Annotated in this window: 14 protein-coding genes; 11 read left to right on the top strand and 3 right to left on the bottom strand. The window is 65.7% G+C overall.

All coding sequences use genetic code 11. From position 1 onward, the window contains the following. Positions 1-15: 15 nt before the first annotated feature. Genes F6X62_RS08540 through F6X62_RS08530 form a run of 3 tightly spaced genes read left to right on the top strand, consistent with a single transcriptional unit; the run spans position 16 to position 2,845 of the window. Positions 16-1,527, top strand: coding sequence for a glucosyltransferase domain-containing protein (locus F6X62_RS08540; protein WP_153773219.1), 1,512 nt, complete (start codon positions 16-18; stop codon positions 1,525-1,527). Then, positions 1,524-1,910 carry a GtrA family protein gene (locus F6X62_RS08535; RefSeq protein WP_306109877.1) on the top strand — a complete coding sequence of 129 codons (387 nt, stop codon included), beginning with the start codon at positions 1,524-1,526 and terminating at the stop codon, positions 1,908-1,910. Before F6X62_RS08540 ends, F6X62_RS08535 begins: the two co-directional genes overlap by 4 nt. Continuing rightward, positions 1,907-2,845 carry a glycosyltransferase family 2 protein gene (locus tag F6X62_RS08530; RefSeq protein WP_153773218.1) on the top strand — a complete coding sequence of 313 codons (939 nt, stop codon included), beginning with the start codon at positions 1,907-1,909 and terminating at the stop codon, positions 2,843-2,845. Before F6X62_RS08535 ends, F6X62_RS08530 begins: the two co-directional genes overlap by 4 nt. A gap of 134 nt (positions 2,846-2,979) precedes the next feature. Here the strand turns inward: F6X62_RS08530 and F6X62_RS08525 are convergent, their stop codons facing one another. Together F6X62_RS08525 and F6X62_RS08520 are read right to left on the bottom strand one after the other, a co-directional pair. Further along, positions 2,980-3,954, bottom strand: a complete 975-nt coding sequence (locus F6X62_RS08525; RefSeq protein WP_054894896.1) for a D-glycerate dehydrogenase — start codon at positions 3,952-3,954, stop codon at positions 2,980-2,982. Between the two features lie 114 nt (positions 3,955-4,068). Next, the gene (locus F6X62_RS08520) at positions 4,069-5,016 is read right to left on the bottom strand and encodes a LysR family transcriptional regulator (protein WP_054894897.1); all 948 of its coding nucleotides are present in this window, start codon (positions 5,014-5,016) and stop codon (positions 4,069-4,071) included. Between the two features lie 180 nt (positions 5,017-5,196). On the opposite strand from F6X62_RS08520, the gene F6X62_RS08515 reads away from it, so the two are divergent. The 4 genes from F6X62_RS08515 to F6X62_RS08500 are packed head-to-tail and all read left to right on the top strand — an operon-like array spanning position 5,197 to position 9,928. Beyond that, entirely contained in the window at positions 5,197-6,711 is a 1,515-nt protein-coding gene (locus F6X62_RS08515) for an efflux transporter outer membrane subunit (RefSeq protein ID WP_153773217.1), read from the top strand. Next, entirely contained in the window at positions 6,711-8,867 is a 2,157-nt protein-coding gene (locus F6X62_RS08510; RefSeq protein WP_153773260.1) for an FUSC family protein, read from the top strand. Before F6X62_RS08515 ends, F6X62_RS08510 begins: the two co-directional genes overlap by 1 nt. After that, on the top strand, positions 8,857-9,057 hold the full coding sequence (locus F6X62_RS08505; RefSeq protein WP_153773216.1) for a DUF1656 domain-containing protein: 201 nt from the start codon (positions 8,857-8,859) through the stop codon (positions 9,055-9,057). The genes F6X62_RS08510 and F6X62_RS08505 overlap by 11 nt, the downstream gene beginning before the upstream one ends. A gap of 10 nt (positions 9,058-9,067) precedes the next feature. Beyond that, positions 9,068-9,928 (top strand): HlyD family secretion protein, encoded by an 861-nt coding sequence (locus F6X62_RS08500; RefSeq protein WP_153773215.1) that lies wholly within the window; start codon positions 9,068-9,070, stop codon positions 9,926-9,928. A gap of 3 nt (positions 9,929-9,931) precedes the next feature. On the opposite strand, the gene F6X62_RS08495 is transcribed toward F6X62_RS08500, so the two are convergent. Further along, positions 9,932-10,378 (bottom strand): universal stress protein, encoded by a 447-nt coding sequence (locus F6X62_RS08495; protein ID WP_153773214.1) that lies wholly within the window; start codon positions 10,376-10,378, stop codon positions 9,932-9,934. A 274-nt stretch (positions 10,379-10,652) separates the two neighbouring features. Here F6X62_RS08495 and F6X62_RS08490 point away from each other — a divergent pair, with 274 nt between their 5' ends. The 4 genes from F6X62_RS08490 (at position 10,653) to F6X62_RS08475 (ending at position 15,752) form a co-directional block, all read left to right on the top strand. Continuing rightward, positions 10,653-11,558, top strand: a complete 906-nt coding sequence (locus F6X62_RS08490) for a LysR family transcriptional regulator (protein WP_153773213.1) — start codon at positions 10,653-10,655, stop codon at positions 11,556-11,558. Between the two features lie 122 nt (positions 11,559-11,680). After that, complete coding sequence (locus tag F6X62_RS08485) at positions 11,681-13,222, top strand: MFS transporter (RefSeq protein WP_054894903.1); 1,542 nt, start codon at positions 11,681-11,683, stop codon at positions 13,220-13,222. A 23-nt stretch (positions 13,223-13,245) separates the two neighbouring features. Next, positions 13,246-14,307 carry an HlyD family secretion protein gene (locus F6X62_RS08480; RefSeq protein WP_063546044.1) on the top strand — a complete coding sequence of 354 codons (1,062 nt, stop codon included), beginning with the start codon at positions 13,246-13,248 and terminating at the stop codon, positions 14,305-14,307. Further along, positions 14,304-15,752 (top strand): efflux transporter outer membrane subunit, encoded by a 1,449-nt coding sequence (locus tag F6X62_RS08475; protein WP_153773212.1) that lies wholly within the window; start codon positions 14,304-14,306, stop codon positions 15,750-15,752. The genes F6X62_RS08480 and F6X62_RS08475 overlap by 4 nt, the downstream gene beginning before the upstream one ends. Positions 15,753-15,845: the final 93 nt, after the last annotated feature.

Here is a 15,845-nt window from a genome sequence, read left to right as displayed (position 1 = left end):
CCTGCAAGGTAGGCCATGCCGACAGCCCAGCCGTGGAACCGCCCCCTGACACCGCGCCAGGCGCACCTGCTCTGCCTGCTCGCGCTTGCCCTGCATGTGCTGCCGCTGATTCTCGCCGACTCGATGTACCTCGACGATGTCTGGCGCGCGCAGACCGCCACGGGGAACTGGACCGCCGAAGGGCGCCTGCTCACCCAGTGGCTGCATGCAGGGCTGAGCTTCGCCGGCGGGGCGATCAACCTGTTCCCCTTGCCGCTGCTGTTGAGCCTGCCATTGGCGGCCTATGCCCTGGCGCGCCTGGCCATTCACTACTTCGGCCAGCCGCGCCCGACCGACCTGCTGGTGGTGTTGCCGCTGTGGTACAGCCCGTTCTTCCTGCAGAACCTGTCATACCAGTACGACGGGCCCGCCATGGCACTGGGTTTGGCGGCGATGATCCTGGCGGTGAGCCTCGATCCACGCCGGTTGTTCGCCGGCACCGTCTTGATTGCCTGCGGCCTGGGTTTCTACCAGGTGACGCTGAACGTATTCATCGGCTTGTGTTGCATCGACGCGGTGCGTGGCCTGTTGCGCGGCGATCCGCTGGCCCGGCTGGGCAAGGTGGTGACCTTGCGTGTGGTGCAGATGCTGTTGGGCGCGCTGGTGTATCTGTTGGTGGCGATGCCGTGGATGTCCGCGCAGCGTTTGACCATGCTGGCAGTGGATGCTGCCCTGCCGGGCGAAGTGATGACGCGCCTGGGCACGGCGTTCGAGCATGTCGCCCTGCTGCTGACGCCCGGCAACCTGGTCCTGGCGGTGGGGCTGGCGCTGCTGGCCGCCGCTGGGCTGTGGCGCGATGCTCGAGGTATCCATCGGCAGCACGGCCTGCCAGGCCTGCTCGTGCGCGTCGCTGGCCTGCTGCTGGCGGTGCTGGTGCTGGTGGTGATGACCAGCGGCGTGATGCTGGCATTCGACTATTTCATTCATGGCGCACGCACCCTGATGGGCTTTGCCTGCGTGCTGGTGCTACTGCTCTACCTGGCCAGGCGCGGGCTGGGTGACGGCGCGCCCGATCGTGCGCTATTTCTCTGCCTGCCGCTGTTGTCGATGCTGTCGCTGGCCTACGCCCATGGCCGCCTGCTGGAGGCGCAGAAGGCGCAGTTCGCGGCGATCGGTCAGTACATCGGTCAGGACATCCTCAGCCACCCCGCGCTGGACAAGGCACGCGCCTTCTACCTGCTCGAACGCAACCAGGCCGACGGTTGGTTGCCTGCGGCCGCTGGCGCGCAGGCCCGGGCGCCGTTGCTCAAGTTCATCCGCAGTTCGGACTTCGTACTCTTGCCGGAGATGATGGCGCGCGTCGGTATCGGCCAGTTCTATATCAACAGCACCGCCAACCAGAGCCCGGCACCGACCTGGCGCGCCGATGACCTGCTGGCCCGCGGCGGCACACCGCTAGTGGACAACCGCCTGTACAGCATCTACCTCATCGGCGACCAGGGGTATGTGGTGACCAAGCCGCAGCCCAAACCCTGGACGTTGCCTTGAACGCCGGTGCGGGCGGGGTGTTGGGCCAGATGCGGCGCTATGTGCTGGTCGGGTTGGGCAACACCCTGGCGCACGGGTCGGTGTTCTTCCTGCTGCACCTGCTGCTGGGGTTGCGCCAGGCGCCAAGCAACCTGCTGGCGTTTGCCGTTGCGGCGAGCCTGTCGTACTACGTCAACGCCCGCTACACCTTCGCGGCCAGGCCCAGCAAGCGGCGCTACTTGCTGTTCCTGCTGGGCATGGGGATAGTGAGTGTGGCACTGGGGGCGCTTTCCGACTGGGCACGCCTGTCACCCTGGCTCACCCTCGTGACCTTTTCCACGGTCAGCCTGGTAGTGGGTTACAGCTACTCGCGCAGTGTGGTCTTCAGACGGAGGACGCCATGAACATCACCCTCATCGTGCCGGTGTACAACGAGCAGGACACCCTCGAACACTTCTACCGCACCGTGCGTGCCGAGCCGTCGCTGCAGGGCGTGACGGTGGAGATCCTGTTCGTCAATGACGGCAGCAGCGACGAGACCGAGGCTATCTGCGCCGAGCTTGCTCTACGCGATGAATGGGTCACGGTGATCAACTTCTCGCGCAACTTCGGCAAGGAGTCGGCGCTGTTCGCCGGGCTCGAATATGCCGATGGCGATGCCATGGTGCCGATCGATGTCGACTTGCAGGACCCCATCGAACTGATCGCGCAGATGGTCGAGCGTTGGCAGCAGGGCGCCGACGTGGTCCTGGCCAAGCGTCGCAGCCGCGATGCCGACACCCCGCTCAAGCGCTGGAGCGCACGCCTTTATTACCGGCTGCACAACCGTATCGCCTCCACTCATATCGAAGAGAACGTCGGTGACTTTCGGCTGCTCGACCGCAAGGTGGTCGCCGCGATCCGCCAGTTGCCGGAGCAGCAGTTGTTCATGAAGGGCGTGTTGTCGTGGGTAGGATTTCGCACCGAGATCATCGAGTACGACCGCCCGCCGCGGGTGGCGGGGGAGAGCAAGTTCGGCCTGTGGCGACTGTGGAACCTGGCGCTGGACGGCATCACCTCGTTCAGTACCGTGCCGTTGCGGTTGTGGACCTACATCGGCGCGGGGGTGTCGCTGTTCGCGTTGGTATTTGCGGTGTACCTGATCGTGCAGAAGGTACTGTGGGGGATCGACCTGCCAGGGTATCCGTCGTTGCTGTCGGCGATCCTGTTCCTGGGCGGGGTGCAGCTGATCGGGATCGGGATACTGGGCGAGTATGTCGGGCGGATCTACCAGGAGACCAAGCACCGGCCGCGGTATGTGGTGCGCAAGGTGCTGGGCAGGCGGCGCCAGCCGCGGTGAGCCTGTTGGATGGGTGCTGGCCTCTTCGCGGGCAAGCCCGCTCCCACAACAGCCCACATAGCTTCTGAATACGGTGGTGTTACCTGTGGGAGCGGGCTTGCCCGCGAAGAGGCCGGTACAGTCAGCGGCCAGGCTCAGCCCTTCCACACCTGCGGATTCACCAGATCTCGCGGTCGCTCGCCCAGCAACGCTGCGCGCAGGTTCTCCATTGCCCGGTTGGCCATGGCATCGCGGGTCTCGGCAGTCGCCGAGCCGATGTGCGGCAGGGTTAGCGCGTTGGGCAGCTTGAACAGCGGAGAATCGGCCAGCGGCTCCTTCTCGTACACATCCAGCCCTGCACCACGGATGGTGCCAGCTTGCAGCGCCTCGACCAGCGCCGCCTCGTCCACCACCGGCCCGCGGGCGATGTTGATCAGGAAGGCGCTCGGCTTCATCAGCTTCAGCTCACGGGCGCCGATCAGCTTGCGGGTGGCATCGGACAACGGCACCACGATGCAGACGAAATCGGACTCGGCCAGCAACTGCTCCAGGCTGCGGAACTGCGCGCCCAGTTCCTGCTCCAGCGCGCTCTTGCGGCTGTTGCCGGCATACAGGATCGACATGTTGAAGCCCAGGCGACCACGGCGTGCCACGGCGGCGCCGATGTTGCCCATGCCGACGATGCCCAGGGTCTTGCCGTGCACGTCGCTACCGAAATGTGCCGGGCCTACGGTTGCCTGCCAATTGCCGGCCTTGGTCCAGGCGTCCAGCTCGGCGGTACGGCGGGCACAGCCCATGATCAGCGAAAAGCCCAGGTCGGCGGTGCTTTCGGTGAGCACGTCGGGAGTGTTGGTCAGGGCGATGCCGCGTTCGTTGAAGTAGTCCAGGTCGTAGTTGTCGTAGCCGACCGACACGCTCGACACCACCTCCAGTTTGCCGGCACCTTCGAGCTGCGCGCGGCCGAGCTTGCGGCCGACGCCGATCAGGCCGTGGGCCTCAGGCAGCGCTTCGTTGAACTGGGCATTGATGTCGCCCAGCTTGGGATTGGGCAGGATCACGTTGAAGTCGTGCTGCAGGCGCTCGGCCATGGCCGGGGTGATACGGCTGAAGGCCAGGACGGTCTTTTTCATCGGGCTACTTCTCTGCAAGGCGGTGGGACGATGGCGGCCTTGCGAAAAGGCCGCCGCGAATCAACGATTGGTTAGCAACCTACCATTGTCCCCACCTTCAGTGCAGCAGCTTTTTCAGGTGGCGATCAGCAATTCATGGGTCTTCAGGTCCGCTTCATGCGCCGCCAGGATTTCCGGCAGCGAGTTGCGCAGGTACTCGACCCAGGTCTTGATCTTGGCATCCAGGTACTGGCGCGACGGGTAGATCGCGTACAGGTTCAGCTCCTGCAGGCGATAGTCGGGCATCACCCGCACCAGGCTGCCGTCGCGCAGGCCGTCGATGGCAGAGTAGATCGGCAGCACGCCCACCCCCATGCCACTGCGAATCGCGGTCTTCATCGCGTCGGCAGAGTTCACCTGGAACGGCGAGCTGGTGATGTTGACCATCTCCTGACCTTCCGGGCCGTCGAACAACCATTTTTCCAGCGGAATCACCGGGCTGACCATGCGCAGGCACTGGTGCTTGAGCAGGTCGGCAGGCTTGTGTGCGATGCCGTGGCGAGCAATGTAGTCGGGCGAGGCGCAGACGATGCTGTAGGTGATGCCCAGGCGCTGGGAGACGAACCCCGAATCCGGTAGCTCGCTGGCCAGCACGATGGACACGTCATAGCCCTCGTCGAGCAGGTCGGGCACGCGGTTGGCCATGGTCAGGTCGAATGTGACGTCTGGGTGCGTTTCGCGGTAGCGGGCGATGGCATCGACCACGAAATGCTGGCCGACGCCGGTCATCGAATGCACTTTGAGCTGCCCGGCCGGGCGGGCGTGGGCATCGCTGGCCTCGGCTTCGGCCTCCTCGACGAAGGTCAGGATCTGTTCGCAGCGCATCAGGTAGCGCTTGCCCGCTTCGGTCAGGGCGATGCGCCGTGTGGTGCGATTGAGCAAGCGGGTTTGCAGATGGGCTTCCAGGTTGGAGACCGCTCGCGACACGTTGGCGGTGGTCGTATCCAGCTGCGCAGCGGCGGCGGTGAAGCTGCCGAGCTGGGCTACACAACTGAAAGCACGCATGTTTTGCAGGGTGTCCATGGGTCACTCTCGATCTAGAGGACAAAATTGTGACATGAAGTGACGAAAAAGAACGTCCGACCAAAGCCGGATTATCGCTGTTTTGGTAACAAAGATTCGCAGGAATATGCGCTTATCGCCAATGAAACCCGCCCCTAGAATTGCCCGGCCCCTTCACCTCTTCCTCGGGAAATCGCAGCTGTGCCGCGTCGCAACATCGGAGCGCTTCGAGCGCTCAGTGCCTGTGCCCTTAGCCTGTCCTTGAGCGGCTGTATCGGAACCTGGGGCATCGCCCCGCAAAGCAAGACGCTGCAAGCCAACCAACTCGCCACCGACACTGCCATCCGCGAAGCCGACCGCGACGCCCATTGGCCCGTGCAGCAATGGTGGCGCGCCTATGGTGATCCCCAGCTCGATCGCTGGATGGACCTCGCGGTTGCCGGTAGCCCGAGCCTGGCCATGGCCGCGGCGCGGGTGCGCCAGGCCAGGGCCCTGGCTGGTGTGGTCGAGTCGGCGGAACGCCTCCAGGCCAATGGCGAGGCGACCCTCAAGCGCCACAACTGGCCGGAGGACCAGTTCTACGGCCCCGGCGCCCTGTCCGGCGCCAATACCTGGGACAACAACGCCGCCATTGGCCTGAGCTACGCCCTCGACCTGTGGGGCCGTGAACGCAACGCCACTGAGCAGGCGCTGGACCAGGCGCACATGCGCGCCGCCGAAGCCCGCCAGGCCCAGCTCGAATTGCACGACAACGTGGTGCGCACCTACATCCAGCTGAGCCTGCATTTCGCCCAGCGCGACATCGTCCAGGCCGAGCTGGAACAGCAGGAGCAGATCCTCGCGCTGGCCAAGCGGCGCCTCGAAGCCGGGATCGGTACCCATCTGGACGTCAGTCAGGCCGAAGCGCCGTTGCCGGAAACCCATCGGCAGCTCGACAGCCTCGACGAAGAAATCGCCCTGACGCGCAATCAATTGGCGGCACTGGCCGGCAAGGGACCGGGCGAGGGGGCCAGCCTGCAGCGCCCGACACTGACGCTCGCGGCACCGCTGTCCTTGCCCTCGGCATTGCCCGCCGAGCTGGTCGGCCAGCGCCCCGACGTGGTCGCCAGCCGCTGGCAGGTGGCAGCCCAGGCCCGCGGCATCGAGGTCGCCCACGCAGGCTTCTTCCCCAACGTCGACCTGGTCGGCGGCCTTGGTTTCATGGCCACCGGTGGCGGGCCGCTGGAGTTTCTCACCGGCCGCAAGTTCAACTACAACGTCGGGCCTGCCATCAGCTTGCCGATCTTCGATGGCGGGCGTCTGCGCGCGCAGTTGGGTGAAGCTTCGGCCGGCTACGACATGGCTGTTGCCCATTACAACGAAACAGTGGTCGGGGCGTTGAAGGGGATTTCCGACCAGTTGATCCGTCGCGAGTCGATGGCGCAGCAGGCACACTTCGCGGCCGAATCGGTCGCCGCCGCGCAGAAGACCTACGACATCGCCACGGTTGCCTTCCAGCGCGGGCTGACCGACTACCTGAACGTGCTCAATGCGCAGACTCTGCTGTTTCGCCAGCAGCAGATCCAGCAGCAGGTCCAGGCTGCGCGCTTGAGTGTGCATGCCGAGCTGGTCACGGCGTTGGGCGGTGGTCTTGGCGCGGGCAGCGACGTGCCGGATGAGGCGCATCAGGCGGTGCCGAAAGCGCCGGCCCTGATTGCCTCGGGACGCGAGCAATGATGCGCTGGATGTCCAACCTGGAATGGCGCCGGGGCTTCTTTGCCTGGGCGCGCACCGACGGGGTGACCTGGGTCTACATCTTCAAGGTGCTCGCTGCGGCGTTCCTCACCCTCTGGCTGGCCATGCGCCTGGAGCTGCCGCAGCCGCGCACGGCGATGATCACCGTGTTCATCGTCATGCAGCCGCAGAGCGGGCATGTGTTCGCCAAGAGTTTCTATCGCATGCTCGGCACCCTGGCCGGTTCGGCGATGATGGTCGCGCTGATCGCGATCTTCCCGCAGAACACCGAACTGTTTCTGCCCAGCCTGGCGCTGTGGGTCGGCCTGTGCTCGGCAGGGGCCATGCGCTATCGCACCTTCCGCGCCTATGGCTTCGTGCTGGCCGGTTATACCGCTGCGATGATCGGCCTGCCGGTGCTCCAGCACCCTGACCAGGCATTCATGGCCGCGGTATGGCGGGTGCTGGAGATCTCTCTGGGGATTCTCGTCTCGACCCTGGTCAGTGCCGCGATCCTGCCGCAATCGGCCAGCGCCGCCATGCGCAATGCCTTGTACCAGCGCTTCGGCGTGTTTGCCGGGGTGGTGGTCGAGGCCCTGCGCGGCAACAGCCAGCGTGCGCTGTTCGAGTCGTGCAACGTGCGTTTCATCGCCGAGGCGGTGGGGCTGGAAAGCCTGCGCAACGTCACCGCCTTCGAAGACCCGCACATGCGCAGGCGCTCCGGTCGCCTGGTGCGCATGAACAGCGAATTCATGGCCATCACCACCCGTTTCAACGCCTTGCACCGTTTGCTCGAACGCCTGCGTGCACGCGGCCCGGCGCAGATCGTCGGTGCCATCGAGCCGGGCCTGCATACCCTGGCGCAATTGCTCGAGCCCTACGTCGGGCGAGCCCTGACCGATGCCGATGCGCTACGCCTGACCCTGGAGCTGGCGGCCTACAAGGATGGCCTCCAGGCCCAGGTGCGCGGGCTGCGTGCGGCGTACCTGGAGACCGGCCCCAGCGACGCCGACCTGCTCGATTTCCACACCACCTACGAGCTGCTCTACCGCCTGGTCGACGACCTCTACAGCTACGCCCAGACCCACGCCTCACTGGCCGCGCACAACCACGAACGCGAGCAGTGGGACGAGCCTTATGTGGCACAGACCAGCTGGCTGGTGTCGCTTGCCGCCGGCGTGCGTGGCGCCGCGGTGCTGTTGCTACTGGGCAGCTACTGGCTGCTCAGCGACTGGCCCAGCGGCGCCATGATGACGCTGATCGCCACGGTCACCGCCGGCCTTTCGGCGGCCTCGCCCAACCCCAGGCGCATGTCGTTCCAGATGGCGTGCGGCACCTTGCTCGGGGCGTTCATCGGCTTCTTCGAGACCTTCTTCGTGTTCCCCTGGATCGACGGTTTCGCTCTGCTGTGCATGGTGCTGGCGCCAGTGTTCGTGCTCGGTGCGTTTCTCTCGTCGCGTCCGGCCTATGCCGGTTATGGCGTGGGCTTGCTGGTGTTCTTCGCCATCGGTTCGGTGCCCAACAACCTCACGGTCTACGACCCGTATGCCTTCATCAACGATTACATCGGCATGATCATCGGCATGCTGGTCTGCGCTGCGGCCGGGGCGATCATCCTGCCGCCGAACAGTCGTTGGCTATGGAGCCGCCTGGAGCAGGACCTGCGCGAACAGGTGCTGTTCGCCATCGGTGGCCGCCTGCGTGGCCTGGGCTCGGCTTTCGAGAGTCGCACCCGCGACCTGCTGCACCAGGCCTATGGCCTGGCGGCCGGCAAGCCACAGGTGCAGGCCGAGCTGATGGGCTGGATGTTCGTGGTATCGGAAGTCGGCCACGCCGTGATCGAACTGCGCAAGGAGCAGGCCAATGCCCCGGTGCACCCGGCCTATGCCGAATCGCAGCCCTGGCGCCAGGCAATCCGGGTGATGGGGCGCGCCCTGGCGCGGCTGTTCCTGCAGCCCAACGCCAGCAACCACGAGCGCGCGCTGGTGGCGGTCGACCACGCCATCAGCCGCGTGCAGGCCACCGACGAACCTTTTGCCCGGCACTTCGACACGTCGGTGCTGCGCCGCGCGCAGAGCTACCTGCACTTCATCCGCACCTCGCTGCTCGACCCCCAGTCACCCCTGGCCCCGGCCAAAGGATTGCATCATGCCCCGTGAGATCGCCTTCCATGGCGTGTACATGCCCACCATGACCCTGATGTTCCTGTTCGCTGCAGGCCTGGCCTGGGGCGTGGACCGCTTCATCGCCAGCCACGACGGCTATCGCTTCTTCTGGCACCCGGCGCTGTTGCGCCTGTCCCTGTTCGTCTGCCTGTTCGGCGCACTGGCGCTGTCTGTCTACTGGTGAGAAACCTTCGATGAAAAAATTCTTCAGCTTCCTCGCCACCCTGCTGGTGCTGACCGCTGCCGTGGTGATCGGCCGCCAGTTGTGGCTGCACTACATGACCACGCCCTGGACCCGCGACGGTCGCGTGCGCGCCGACATCATCAACGTCGCGGCCGATGTGCCGGGTTATGTGGTGGACGTGCCGGTGCGTGACAACCAGCAGGTGAAGAAGGGCGATGTGCTGATCCGCATCGACCCCGAGCACTATCGCCTGGCAGTGGAGCAGGCCCGGGCGCTGGTCGCTTCGCGCAAGTCCACCTGGGAGATGCGCAAGGTCAACGCACGGCGCCGTGCCGACCTGGACAACCTGGTCATCTCCAAGGAGAACCGCGACGACGCCAGCAATATCGCCAACGCCGCCCTGGCCGACTATCAGCAGGCCCAGGCACAACTGGCAGCGGCCGAGCTGAACCTCAAGCGCACCGAGATCGTTGCCACGGTCGACGGCTACGTCACCAACCTGAACATCCACAAGGGCGATTACGCCCGCACCGGCGAGGCGGTGATGGCGGTGGTGGACGAGCATTCGTTCTGGGTGTACGGCTTCTTCGAGGAGACCAAGCTGCCGCATGTGAAGGTGGGGGACCAGGCCGAGCTGCAGATGATGAGCGGCGAGTTGCTCAAGGGGCATGTCGAGAGCATCGCCCGCGGCATCTACGACCGTGACAACCCGCAGAGCCGCGAGCTGGTCGCCGATGTGAACCCGACCTTCAACTGGGTGCGCCTGGCGCAGCGGGTGCCGGTGCGGATTCATATCGATGAAGTGCCCGAGGGCTACCTGCTGGCGGCGGGCACGACCTGCACGGTGGTGGTCAAGCCGGGCGGGGCGTGAGGGTCACTCGCCTGCCGGGCAGACCAGCACCGGCACTTGTACCCGGTCGATCACCTTGCTGCTGATCGACGGGTCCAGCAGCCTGCCGAGGCGCGACAGGTGTCGGTGGCCCATGATGATCAGCTCGCAGCCGAGTTCCCGGGTCTTGTCGACGATGGCCTCGACCGGTTGCGCGGCGACCATGCAGCCCTGACATTCGAAACCCGCTTCGCGCAGCGTGCTCACGGCTTGCTGCAGGGCGCGTTCGGCCAGTTGCTGCTCCTCGCAGGCCGCGGGGTATTCCTCCAGTTCCTGCTCGGTATAGGACGCGGGGCGCTCGTGCACGGCGAAGGTCGGGTCGATGGCCAGCAGTATCTGCAATGGATGTTCGCCGGGGCGGCAGTAGCGGCGGGCGAGGTCGATCAGGGGGGCGCTGGCGGGGGAGGCGTCGATGGCGATGAGGATGGGCATTGGCGGGGCCTTGTGTCAGGGCGGGTGAGCGGTGTCGATCTTTTCACGGGCAAGCCCGCTCCCACTGGTTGCCATGTGAGAGCAACTGTCATGTTCAAATTTGACAGCCAGCTAAATCCTTGTGGGAGCGGGCTTGCCCGCGAAAAGAACCCCACCATTCTCGAACCTTCCCCCAACCCGGATAAATGGCCCCCCATGCACGGCGTCATTGCACCAGACGCAATCGTGCGACCTGCTACCATCGCGTTTCCCACACTCGCCACGGAAATCGGCCATGCAACTCCCGGACATGAACCTGCTTGTCGCCCTCGACGCCCTGCTCGACGAGGGCAGTGTGGTGGGCGCTGCGCAGCGCATGAACCTGAGCCCGGCGGCGATGAGCCGCACACTGGGGCGCATCCGCGACGCGCTGGGCGACCCGATCCTGGTGCGGGCCGGGCGCGGCCTGGTGCCGACACCCCGCGCGCTGGCCCTGCGTGACCAGGTGCGGGCGCTGGTCGAGCAGGCCGGGCTGGTGTTCAACAGCGGCGAGGACGTCGACCTGCCGAACCTGGAGCGCGCTTTCAACATTCGCACCAACGACCTGTTCGTCGCCCTGTATGGCGCGCGCCTGCTGCACATGATGCTGGCCGAGGCACCGCGCACGGTGCTGCGTTTCGTGCCGGAAGCCCATGGCGATGACGACCTCGTGCTGCGCCACGGGCAGATCGACCTGGTGGTGAGTTCGAGCATCGAACTGGGGCCGGAGATCAAGGTGCAGCATCTGTTCGATACGCACTTCGTGGGCCTGGCGCGGGACGACCATCCGATCTTCGACGCGCCGATCACCCCCGAGCGCTTCGCTCGCTATCCACAGATCAGCGTGTCGCGGCGCGGGCGGGCCAACGGGCCGATCGACGTGGAGCTGGGCAACTACAAATTGCACCGGCGGGTGTCGCTGATCACCCCGAGTTTCCACTCGGCGATGTTCTCCCTGCCGGATTCGGACCTGATCCTGCCGATGCCAGCGAATATCCTCGGCAATGTGCTGAAGTTCGGGCTGCCGCTGCGCTCGTTCGAGATTCCGGTGGAGTTGGAGAAGGTGCGGGTGATGCAGGCCTGGCATCCACGCTTCGACAATGACCCGGCGCATCGGTGGCTGCGGCGCACGCTGAAGGCGTGTTGCGGGACCGAGCCTTGAGGCCACCACCGAAAGCGGATTGCGTCTGGCGCAATATAAAACTGCCAACAAGTCAGTTTTCGTAAGCATTGCCCGCCCCTAGACTTCCCACAGCTGAAAAATGTTGCTGGAGATGTCTAGAAATGAGTTCCCTGAGCGCACCCGCCGCTGCACTCGCTGCCGCCCCGGTGGCTGCTGCGCCCGCGCAGACGCCATTCGGCCTGCGCGTGGTGGTGGGGTTGTTCGGTGTGTTGCTTGCGGTGCTTTGCGCCGGGCTCAACGAGGCGGTGACGAAGATTTCCCTGGCCGATATCCGCGGCGCCATGGGCATCGGTGCCGACGAGGGGGCCTGGCTGGTGGCGGTGTATGCCGCTGCATCGGTTTCGGCCATGGCCTTCGCACCTTGGCTGGCCACCACCTTCTCGCTGCGTCGCTTCACCATGACAGCCATTGGCCTGTTCGCCGTGCTGGGCCTGGTCCAGCCCTTGGCCCCCAACCTGCATAGCCTGATGCTGCTGCGGGTGCTCCAGGGCTTTGCCTCGGGGGCATTGCCGCCGATGCTGATGAGCGTGGCGCTGCGCTTCCTGCCGCCGAACATCAAGGTCTATGGCCTGGCCTGCTATGCCCTGACCGCCACGTTCGGTCCCAACCTCGGCACGCCACTGGCGGGCCTGTGGACCGAATATGTCGGCTGGCAGTGGGCGTTCTGGCAGATCATCCTGCCCTCGGCACTGGCGATCTTCTGCGTCGGTTGGGGCCTGCCGCAGGACCCGCTGCGCCTGGAGCGCTTCAGGCAGTTCGACTGGCGTGGCGTGCTGCTGGGGTTGCCGGCCATCAGCAGCATCGTGCTGGGTCTGTCGCTGGGTGATCGCTGGGGCTGGTTCGATTCGCCGCTGATCTGCTGGCTGCTGGGCGGTGGCCTGCTGCTGCTGGTGCTGTTCATGTACAACGAATGGTCCGAGCCCTTGCCGTTCTTCCAGTTGCGCATGCTGTCGCGGCGCAACCTGAGCTTCGCCCTGGTGACCTTGGCCGGCGTGCTGGTCGTGCTTTCCGGCGTAGGTAGCATTCCTTCGGCGTACCTGGCGCAGATCCAGGGCTATCGCCCGGCGCAGACCAGCCCGCTGATGATGCTGGTGGCCATGCCGCAACTGATCGCGCTGCCGCTCACCGCAGCGCTGTGCAATATCCGCGCGGTGGACTGCCGCTGGGTACTGGCGAGCGGGCTGGCGATGCTGGCGGCCTCGTGCGTGGGCAGCAGCCTGCTCACCAGCGAATGGATCCGCGGTGATTTCTACCCGTACTACCTGTTGCAGGTGTTCGGCCAGCCGATGGCGGTGCTGCCGCTGCTGATGCTCTCGACCAACGGCATGACCCCGCAGGAAGGCCCGTTCGCGTCCGCCTGGTTCAACACCGTGAAGGGCCTGGCGGCAGTGATCGCCACCGGGCTGCTCGATGCCCTGGGCACCCTGCGCAGGCATTTTCATTCCAACCATCTGGTCGACAGCCTGGGCAATGCGCCACTGCTCGACGACGGCGCGGCGAACCTGGCCAGGCGCCTTCACGAACAGGCCCTGGTACTGACCTCGGCAGACCTTTACCTGGTGATGGCCTGCATCGCCGTGGCCCTGATCTGCCTGATTCCCTTTGTGCCTACCCGGGTCTATCCGCCCCGTGCGGTGGCCTGACCCTGTAGTTCGAGACAAATGACATGACCCAAGCACGCAAGACAGTTTTCATCGGCTCAGTACTCGCCGTGGCCGTCCTCGCCGCCATCGTCGGCCCCTGGATGTTCGGCAGCGACCACCGCCAGAGCACCAACGACGCCTACGTCACCGCCGACTACACCGTGGTCGCGCCGAAGGTGGCAGGCTTCATCAAGCAGGTGCTGGTCGAGGACAACCAGCAGGTCAAGGCCGGCCAGTTGCTGGCGACCATCGACGCCCGTGACTACCAGGCCGCGCTCGATGCCGCCCAGGCCCAATTGCTGGTGGCCAAGGCGCAGGCCATCGATGCCCGCGCCACCCTCGAGCGCCAGGCGGCGCTGATCGCCCAGGCCGAGGCCGCGGTCAAGGCGGCGCAGGCCGAGGCCGGTTTCGCCGACCATGAAGTGACGCGCTACAGCCGCCTGGCCGAGCAGGGCGCCGGCACCGTGCAGAACGCCCAGCAGGCGCGCAGCCGGGTCGACCAGGCCCGCGCGCGACTCGCCAACACCCAGGCGGCACTGGTGGCCACGCGCAAGCAGGTGGACATCCTCCAGGCCCAGGTCGCCAGCGCCGATGGCCAACTCAAGCGCGCCGAAGCCGGCGTGGAAAAAGCCGAGCTGGACCTCTCCTACACCCGCATCACCGCGCCGGTGGACGGCATGGTCGGCGAACGCGCGCTGCGTGTGGGCGCCTACGTCAATCCAGGCGCACGGCTGCTGTCGGTGGTGCCACTGCAACAGGCCTATGTGGTCGGCAACTTCCAGGAAACCCAACTGACCCATGTGCAGCCCGGCCAGCCGGTGCGCATCAGTGTCGATACCTTCTCCGGCGAGACCCTGCACGGGCATGTCGAGAGCATCGCGCCGGCCACCGGCGTCACCTTCGCTGCGGTGAAGCCGGACAACGCGACCGGTAATTTCACCAAGGTGGTGCAGCGTATTCCGGTAAGGATCGTCTTCGATGATGGGCAGCCTTTGCTCGAGCGTCTTCGCGTAGGCATGTCGGTGGAGGCGACCATCGATACCCAGGGCGACACCCTGGCCGGCAAAGAGGTGACTGCGCGATGAAAGCCCGTCCAGCCATTGCGGCATCCGCTTCCACAGTGCTGCTCGCCGCGCTGTTGGCCGGCTGCACCCTCGGCCCGGATTTCCAGCGCCCCGACAGCCAGGCCCCGCAGCAGTGGAACGCCCTGCAGGGCGAGCAGGCGGCGAGCCAGCCTGTGGCAGAGCCGCTGCAACTGCGCTGGTGGGACAGCTTTCATGATCCGCGGCTGAGTGCGCTGATCGAGCAGGTCGCAGCGCGCAACCTCGATCTTCAGATCGCCAGCGCACGCCTGCTGCAGAGCCGGGCGCTACGCAGTACCGTCGCTGCCGACGAGCTGCCGTCGGTGGATGTCAACGCCGGCTATAGCCGTGCGCGCAATAGCGCCGAAGGGCTGAGCGACCCGTCCGGCAAGGCGGGCAAGTCGGCGTTCAATCTGTGGCAGGGCGATCTAGTAGCGGGTTGGGAGCTGGACTTCTGGGGGCGGGTACGGCGTCAGGTCGAGGCGGCCGATGCCAGTGTCGAGGTGGCCGAGAATGACCGCAATGGCGTGCTGCTGGCGCTGCTCGCCGAGACTGCGGGTGACTACATCCAGTTGCGCGCGGTGCAGCACACCCTCAAGGTCACCGAGGATAATCTGAAGGTTGCCCGGCACAGCCTGAAGTTGTCCGAGGACCGCCAGGCCGAGGGTGTCGCCACTCGCCTCGACGTGGCTCAGGCCAATGCCCAGGTGGCGTCCATCGAAGCGCGCCTGCCGACCTTGCAGGCGCGCCGCGATGACCTGATCAATGCCCTGAGCCTGCTGGCTGCCGAGCCGCCGCGCAGTTTGCAGACCACGTTGCTGGACGCTGGCGCGTTGCCGGCGCCGGAGCAGAAGTTCGCCATCGGCGTGCCTTCGCAACTGGCCGAGCGACGCCCGGATATTCGCCAGGCCGAAGCCCGCCTGCATGCCGCCACCGCGAGCATCGGCGTGGCCAAGGCGGATTTCTACCCCAGCATCCGCTTGTCCGGGAGTGCCGGCTTCCAATCGATGCAGCTGGCTGATTTCGGCAACTGGGATTCGCGGCGCTTCGCCTTCGGGCCGCAGTTGTCGTTGCCGATCTTCGAAGGCGGCCGCCTGAAAGGCACGCTCCAGTTGCGTGAAGCGCAGCAGCAGGAGGCGGCGCTGAACTACCGCAAGGTGGTTCTGGGTGCCTGGCATGAGATCGACGATGTGCTGCGCTTGTACAACGCCAGCCAACTGCGCCGTGACCACCTGGCCGAGGCGGTGCGGCAGAACCGCATTGCCCTGGAAACGGCGCAGCGTCAGTACGTGGAAGGGGCGGTGGACTTTCTCAACGTGCTGACCGTGCAGTCGGCACTGTTGGCCAGCGAAGAGCAGTGGATCGACAGCTCGGCGGCGGTTTCGCAGGCGCTGGTGGGGCTGTACAAGGCGCTTGGGGGCGGCTGGCAGGCGTTCGACAAGGTTTGAGATGGGTGGTGGATTCTTCGCGGGCAAGCCCGCTCCCACAGGACGGACAGCACCGATTCTGTACTTGTGGGAGCGGGCTTGCCCGCGAAGAAT

This window comes from Pseudomonas sp. MNR3A (assembly GCF_009650575.1).
GTDB classification, from domain to species: domain Bacteria; phylum Pseudomonadota; class Gammaproteobacteria; order Pseudomonadales; family Pseudomonadaceae; genus Aquipseudomonas; species Aquipseudomonas machongensis.
Note: the sequence above shows the minus strand (reverse complement) of the source record. Positions and strands in the feature narration are given on the sequence as shown.

What these genes read in the sequence shown, in the direction of transcription:
- F6X62_RS08480 (WP_063546044.1), top strand. Translation starts at nt 13,246, where the DNA reads ATGACCCAAGCACGCAAGACAGTTTTCATCGGCTCAGTACTCGCCGTG.
- F6X62_RS08540 (WP_153773219.1), top strand. Translation starts at nt 16, where the DNA reads ATGCCGACAGCCCAGCCGTGGAACCGCCCCCTGACACCGCGCCAGGCG.
- F6X62_RS08510 (WP_153773260.1), top strand. Translation starts at nt 6,711, where the DNA reads ATGCGCTGGATGTCCAACCTGGAATGGCGCCGGGGCTTCTTTGCCTGG.
- F6X62_RS08495 (WP_153773214.1), bottom strand. Translation starts at nt 10,378, where the DNA reads ATGCCCATCCTCATCGCCATCGACGCCTCCCCCGCCAGCGCCCCCCTG.
- F6X62_RS08530 (WP_153773218.1), top strand. Translation starts at nt 1,907, where the DNA reads ATGAACATCACCCTCATCGTGCCGGTGTACAACGAGCAGGACACCCTC.
- F6X62_RS08505 (WP_153773216.1), top strand. Translation starts at nt 8,857, where the DNA reads ATGCCCCGTGAGATCGCCTTCCATGGCGTGTACATGCCCACCATGACC.
- F6X62_RS08490 (WP_153773213.1), top strand. Translation starts at nt 10,653, where the DNA reads ATGCAACTCCCGGACATGAACCTGCTTGTCGCCCTCGACGCCCTGCTC.
- F6X62_RS08525 (WP_054894896.1), bottom strand. Translation starts at nt 3,954, where the DNA reads ATGAAAAAGACCGTCCTGGCCTTCAGCCGTATCACCCCGGCCATGGCC.
- F6X62_RS08485 (WP_054894903.1), top strand. Translation starts at nt 11,681, where the DNA reads ATGAGTTCCCTGAGCGCACCCGCCGCTGCACTCGCTGCCGCCCCGGTG.
- F6X62_RS08500 (WP_153773215.1), top strand. Translation starts at nt 9,068, where the DNA reads ATGAAAAAATTCTTCAGCTTCCTCGCCACCCTGCTGGTGCTGACCGCT.
- F6X62_RS08520 (WP_054894897.1), bottom strand. Translation starts at nt 5,016, where the DNA reads ATGGACACCCTGCAAAACATGCGTGCTTTCAGTTGTGTAGCCCAGCTC.
- F6X62_RS08475 (WP_153773212.1), top strand. Translation starts at nt 14,304, where the DNA reads ATGAAAGCCCGTCCAGCCATTGCGGCATCCGCTTCCACAGTGCTGCTC.